General features: G+C 67.0%; 6 protein-coding genes and 1 pseudogene. 5 read left to right on the top strand and 2 right to left on the bottom strand.

The genetic code is table 11. The annotated features are described in order from the left end of the window. Positions 1 to 96: pseudogene (locus Q8N19_RS16585) on the bottom strand (malonyl CoA-acyl carrier protein transacylase); the annotation flags it as partial. A 193-nt stretch (positions 97 to 289) separates the two neighbouring features. On the opposite strand from Q8N19_RS16585, the gene Q8N19_RS16580 reads away from it, so the two are divergent. Next, complete coding sequence (locus Q8N19_RS16580; protein WP_305592612.1) at positions 290 to 934, top strand: DsbA family protein; 645 nt, start codon at positions 290 to 292, stop codon at positions 932 to 934. Between the two features lie 20 nt (positions 935 to 954). Here Q8N19_RS16580 and Q8N19_RS16575 read toward each other — a convergent pair whose 3' ends face one another. Beyond that, positions 955 to 1,353: a hypothetical protein gene (locus tag Q8N19_RS16575; protein WP_305592610.1), complete on the bottom strand. Its 399-nt coding sequence runs from the start codon at positions 1,351 to 1,353 to the stop codon at positions 955 to 957. A 324-nt stretch (positions 1,354 to 1,677) separates the two neighbouring features. Here Q8N19_RS16575 and rpsF point away from each other — a divergent pair, with 324 nt between their 5' ends. From rpsF to Q8N19_RS16555, 4 genes are all read left to right on the top strand, one after another. Then, a complete protein-coding gene (rpsF, locus tag Q8N19_RS16570) occupies positions 1,678 to 2,085 on the top strand; it encodes a 30S ribosomal protein S6 (RefSeq protein WP_305592608.1) in 408 nt (135 codons plus the stop codon). Positions 2,086 to 2,102: 17 nt separating this feature from the next. Continuing rightward, positions 2,103 to 2,375, top strand: a complete 273-nt coding sequence (rpsR, locus tag Q8N19_RS16565) for a 30S ribosomal protein S18 (RefSeq protein WP_305592606.1) — start codon at positions 2,103 to 2,105, stop codon at positions 2,373 to 2,375. A gap of 12 nt (positions 2,376 to 2,387) precedes the next feature. Beyond that, positions 2,388 to 2,972: a 50S ribosomal protein L9 gene (gene rplI, locus Q8N19_RS16560; protein ID WP_305592604.1), complete on the top strand. Its 585-nt coding sequence runs from the start codon at positions 2,388 to 2,390 to the stop codon at positions 2,970 to 2,972. A 194-nt stretch (positions 2,973 to 3,166) separates the two neighbouring features. After that, positions 3,167 to 4,965, top strand: a 1,799-nt coding sequence (locus Q8N19_RS16555; protein WP_305592602.1) for a TonB-dependent siderophore receptor, incomplete at its 3' end; no start/stop codon positions are given.

Raw genomic sequence — 4,965 nt, 5'->3', positions numbered from 1 at the left:
GAACACTTCACGGGCGGCCGAGAAGGTCTCAGCCAGGTCCACGCCCATGCCGACGGTCTGGCTGCCCTGGCCGGGAAAGATGAAGGCGAGGCTCATGGCTTGCGCTCCCTGGCTGGCGGCGTCCGGGCCCCGGCGCGCGCTCTGTCGATTCCGAGCCGCGAGGGTTAGGGGATTAGGCCCGGGGCGGCAAGCGTGGGCGCCGCCCCGCCAGACTGGGCGGGGTGACGCGGGCCGCCGGATGAGTCAGACTTTGCGAGGCGGGGTCCGCCCCGCCGAGCTGGAGCCTGCCGTGACCGACCGCCACCTGATCTACTTCGCCGACCCCATGTGCTCCTGGTGCTACGGCTTCTGGCCCGTGATCAGCGCGGTGCGCGCGGCCTTTGGCGACACCCTGCCGGTCCGGCTGGTGATGGGCGGCCTGCGGCCAGGAACCACCGAGACCATGACCGAAGAGGCCAAGGCCAAACTGCGGGGGCATTGGGCCGAGGTGGCCACGGCGTCGGGGCAGGATTTCAGCGAGACGGCCATGGCCGGCAAGGGCTTTGTCTACGACACCGACCCGGCGGCCCGGGCTGTCGTGGTGATCCGGCGCGAACGGCCAGACCTGGCCCTCGACTATCTGGGCACCCTGCAGCGGGCCTTCTATGGCGTGGGCCGCGACATCACCCAGGAAGACGTCCTGTGCGACGTCCTCGGAGAGGTCGTCCCGGGCGCTGACCTGGATGCCTTCCGCGTCAACTGGCGCAGCGAAGACGCCGAGAACGAGACCTGGGCTGACTACGCGATCTCGCAGAAGTCAGGGGTCACCGGCTTCCCGACCCTGGTGGGGGGACCTGACGACACCGGCCGCTATGGAATCGTGACCCGCGGCTTCTCGCCGGCCGAGCAGGTCCTGCCCGTGCTGGTGGACTGGATCGGCCGCCCCGTTCACTGAAGCGGAGAAGAAGCAGGCGTCTAGCCGTCGACGGCTGGACCGCAGTGGAGGTAGCCGCGCTCCACCATGCGCCGCATGGCTTCGTACACCTCGGTCAGCTCTTCGAAGGTGGACCGCAACTGGCCCAGCCGGCTGGTCTGCTCCGGTGTCAGCAGGTGCGAGCGGCCCGCCAGGGCCAGGCCCTCGCCAACCCAGGCGGCGCGGGCATGGGCGGCTGCAAGGGCCAGGCGCTGAAACTTCGCCACATCGACGGGGCCAAGCATCTGGGCCACCACCTCACGATTGGAGGCGAAGGCGGTGTAGTCGATCTGTTCCAGCAGGCCGCGCAGACGGCGGTGAGCGGCTGGATCGCTCTCATCCTGGGGCTCGAAATGGTCCGAGCCCACGCGGCGATAGGACGAACTTCTGACGGAAGACATCTCTTCCTCCTTGGCGGAGCAATGGGACTCCGAACCCAAACCGTACAGGCATTGGATTAATAGAGCTTTTCCGTCCGATCGGCTGCGCTCTGGTGTCAGATCAGAGACGGGCTCCTCCCCTGCGCCCGCCGGCCCAGCCCGGGCGACGCCCGCTGAGCTTGCCCTGCCGCCGGTTTTCGCGTACTAGCCCGCCTCTTCACGGAAGGCGGTCTCTAGCCGGAACGCGAACAGGTCGGGGTACGCTCGACCGCCGCGCCAGAGATCCATCGTGGCCGACGGACTTCCGCCGCCGCCCACGCCGCCTCCCACAACGGAAGAGGAAAAATGGCGCTTTACGAACACGTGGTCATTTCGCGGCAGGATATCTCGCCGCAACAGGCCGAAGCCCTCAATGACCAGCTCAAGTCGATGATCGAGGAAAGCGGCGGCGCCGTGGCCAAGATCGAATACTGGGGCCTCCGCAACCTCACCTATCGCATCAAGAAGAACCGCAAGGGTCACTATTCCCTGCTGTCGATCGATGCGAAGCCCGAGGCCGTCAAGGAGATGGAGCGCCAGCTCTCCCTCAATGAAGACGTCCTGCGCTACATGACCGTCCGCGTCGAAGAGCTCGACCTTGAGCTGTCGCCGGTCCTGGCCCGCCGCGACCGCGAGCGCGAGCCGCGCCGTGAAGACGGCCCCCGTCGTGACGGCGAAGGCCGCCGCGACGAACCGCGCCGCGACGACGCTTAAGGGGAGGATCTGGAACCATGACTGACACCAACGACACCGCCGGCGCACCGGCCGCCGCCGCCTCGCCCCGCCGCCCCTTCTTCCGTCGCCGCAAGGTTTGCCCGTTCTCGGGCGCCGGCGCGCCGAAGATCGACTACAAGGACGTGAAGCTGCTGCAGCGTTACGTCTCCGAGCGCGGCAAGATCGTGCCGTCGCGCATCACGGCCGTCTCGGCCAAGAAGCAGCGTGAACTGGCCCGCGCCATCAAGCGCGCCCGCTTCCTCGCCCTTCTTCCCTACGTCGTGAAGTAAGGGACCAGGATCATGAAGGTCATTCTGCTCGAACGCGTCGAAGGCCGTGGCGGCCTCGGCGAGATCGTCACCGTCAAGGACGGTTACGCCCGCAACTTCCTCCTGCCGCGCCGCAAGGCCCTTCGCGCCACCACGGCGAACATGAAGGTCTTTGAAGCCCAGCGCGCCACCATCGAAGCCCGCAACGCCGAGGCTCGCGCCGACGCCGCCAAGACCGGCGAAGGTCTCGATGGAACCACCTACGTCCTGATCCGTCAGGCTGGCGAAAGCGGCCAGCTCTACGGCTCGGTGTCCGGCCGCGACGTGGCTGACGTGGTGAACGCCGCGGGCGGCAAGGTCGAGCGCGCGATGGTCGTGCTGGACAAGCCGATCAAGACCCTGGGCATGCATGCGGTGAAGGTCCGCCTGCACGCCGAGGTGATCGTGACGGTCAACCTGAACATCGCCCGCAGCCAGGACGAAGCCGATCGTCAGGCCCGCGGCGAGAACATCATCACCTCGCAGTTCGAGGAAGATCGCGCCGCTGCCGATGAGGCTGCAGCCGACCTTCTGGAAGGCGGCGCGGGCTCGATCGAAGGCGACTACGTCGAGTCCTGATCCGAGCCTTATTGGCGATGAAAACCAGCGGTCCGGAGCTCAGGCTCCGGGCCGCTTTTTCTTTGCCTGAAAGATGACCGACCGCTGTTGTAAATATGTCATTCTTTTGGCGCGCGGGACACACTAGCTATTGCCCCAAGGGCCACCAAGGGACCTGGGGCCGGCCACGCCGGACCCCTGCAACGGGGATTTACATGCAGTATCGTACCTTTCTTCTCGCGGCCGCCTCGGCGACCAGCCTGATGTCGACCGCCGCCTTCGCGCAGACCGCAACGGGCGCTACGCCCTCGGCCGCCGAGGTTCAGGAAATCGTGGTCACGGGCACCCGCACCACCGGCCGCAGCCGGCTGGACACCCTGGCCCCCGTGGATGTGGTCACCAGCCAGAGCCTTCAGCAGCGCGGCGTGACTGAGCTCGCCGCCGCCCTGTCGACCACCGTGCCCTCCATCAGCTTCCCGCGCCCCTCGAACACCGACGGCACCGATGCGGTCCGTCCGGCCACCCTGCGCGGCCAGGGCCCTGACCAGACCCTGGTGCTGGTCAATGGCACGCGGCGCCATGTAAGCGCCCTGCTAAACACCAACGGCTCGGTAGGCCGCGGCTCGGCCGCCGTCGACCTCAACGCCATCCCTTCCACCGCTCTGGAGCGCATCGAAGTCCTGCGCGACGGCGCAGCCGCCCAGTACGGCTCCGACGCCATCGCCGGTGTCGTCAATCTGCGCCTGCGCGAAGCCGCGACGGGCGGCGGTCTGTCTGTGACCTACGGCCAGTACGAGACCCAGTTCGATGGCTTCTACGGCCGCGACGGCAACATCTCGGACGGCGCCACCACGACGGTGTCCGGCTGGCAGGGCCTGCCGCTCGGCGCCGACGGCTTCCTCACCCTGTCGGCGGAATACCGCGACCGGGAGAACACCAACCGCAGCGATATCGACCGCCGTGTGACGCCCAACCGCATCACCTCGCGGTTCGGCGACGCCGATGTGGAGGACGTGTCCTTCTACGCCAACGCCGGCAAGCCCCTGGGCGATGTCTGGGAAGCCTATGGCTGGTTCGGCGTTCAGGAACGTGACGCCTCCAGCGCCGCGACCTACCGCACCCCCACCGACGCCAATCAGAACGTGCCGGCGGTCTATCCCAACGGCTATCTGCCCAAGCTCGCCACCGACACCAGCGACCTGAGCGGGGCCCTTGGCCTGCGCGGTGAGATCGCCGGGTTCAACGCCGATTTCAACATCGTTTACGGCAAGAACGACATCAATTTCGGCGTTCGCGAGACCATCAACCCGTCCTATGGCGCGGCCTCGCAGACCTCCTTTGAGGCCGGCGGCCTGGAATACAGCCAAACGGTCTTCTCCGCAGACTTCAGCCGCGGCGTCGATGTGGGCCTCGCCGGTCCGCTGAACGTGGCCTTCGGCCTTCAGGCGCGCACCGAGACCTTCGAGATCAATCAGGGCGAGCCGACCTCGTATAATCGGGGTCCGATCACCACTGTCTCGTTCGGCTCGCGAGGCTTCACCGGCTTCACCCCGAGCAATGAAGTGGACGTTGATCGTGACGCGGTCGGGATCTATCTCGACCTGGAAGGCCAGGTGACGGACAAGTTCTCGGCCTCGGCCGCGGTCCGTTACGAGGACTATTCGGACTTCGGTTCGAACACCTCGGGCAAGGTCTCGGCCCGCTACGACTTCACCCCGGCCTTCGCCCTGCGCGGCGCGGTGTCCTCTGGCTTCCGGGCGCCCAGCCTGCAGCAGCAATACTACACCGCCACCTCGATCCTCTACATCAACGGCGTGCCCTTCGAGACCGGGACCTACCCCTCGGTCAGCCCCATCGGCGTGGCCCTTGGCGGTCAGGCCCTGGATCCCGAAACCTCGCGCAACTACGCCCTGGGTCTCGTCTATCGTCGCGGCGCCTTTGAACTCACCGTCGACGCCTACCGGATCGAGGTCGAGGACCGGATCGTCCTGAGCGAAACCTTCCAGGGTTCGGC

Source organism: Phenylobacterium sp. (assembly GCF_030693405.1).
In the GTDB taxonomy this organism is placed as follows: Bacteria; Pseudomonadota; Alphaproteobacteria; order Caulobacterales; family Caulobacteraceae; genus Phenylobacterium.
The sequence above is the reverse complement of the archived record's forward strand: the minus strand, read 5'-3'. Positions and strand labels throughout refer to the sequence as shown.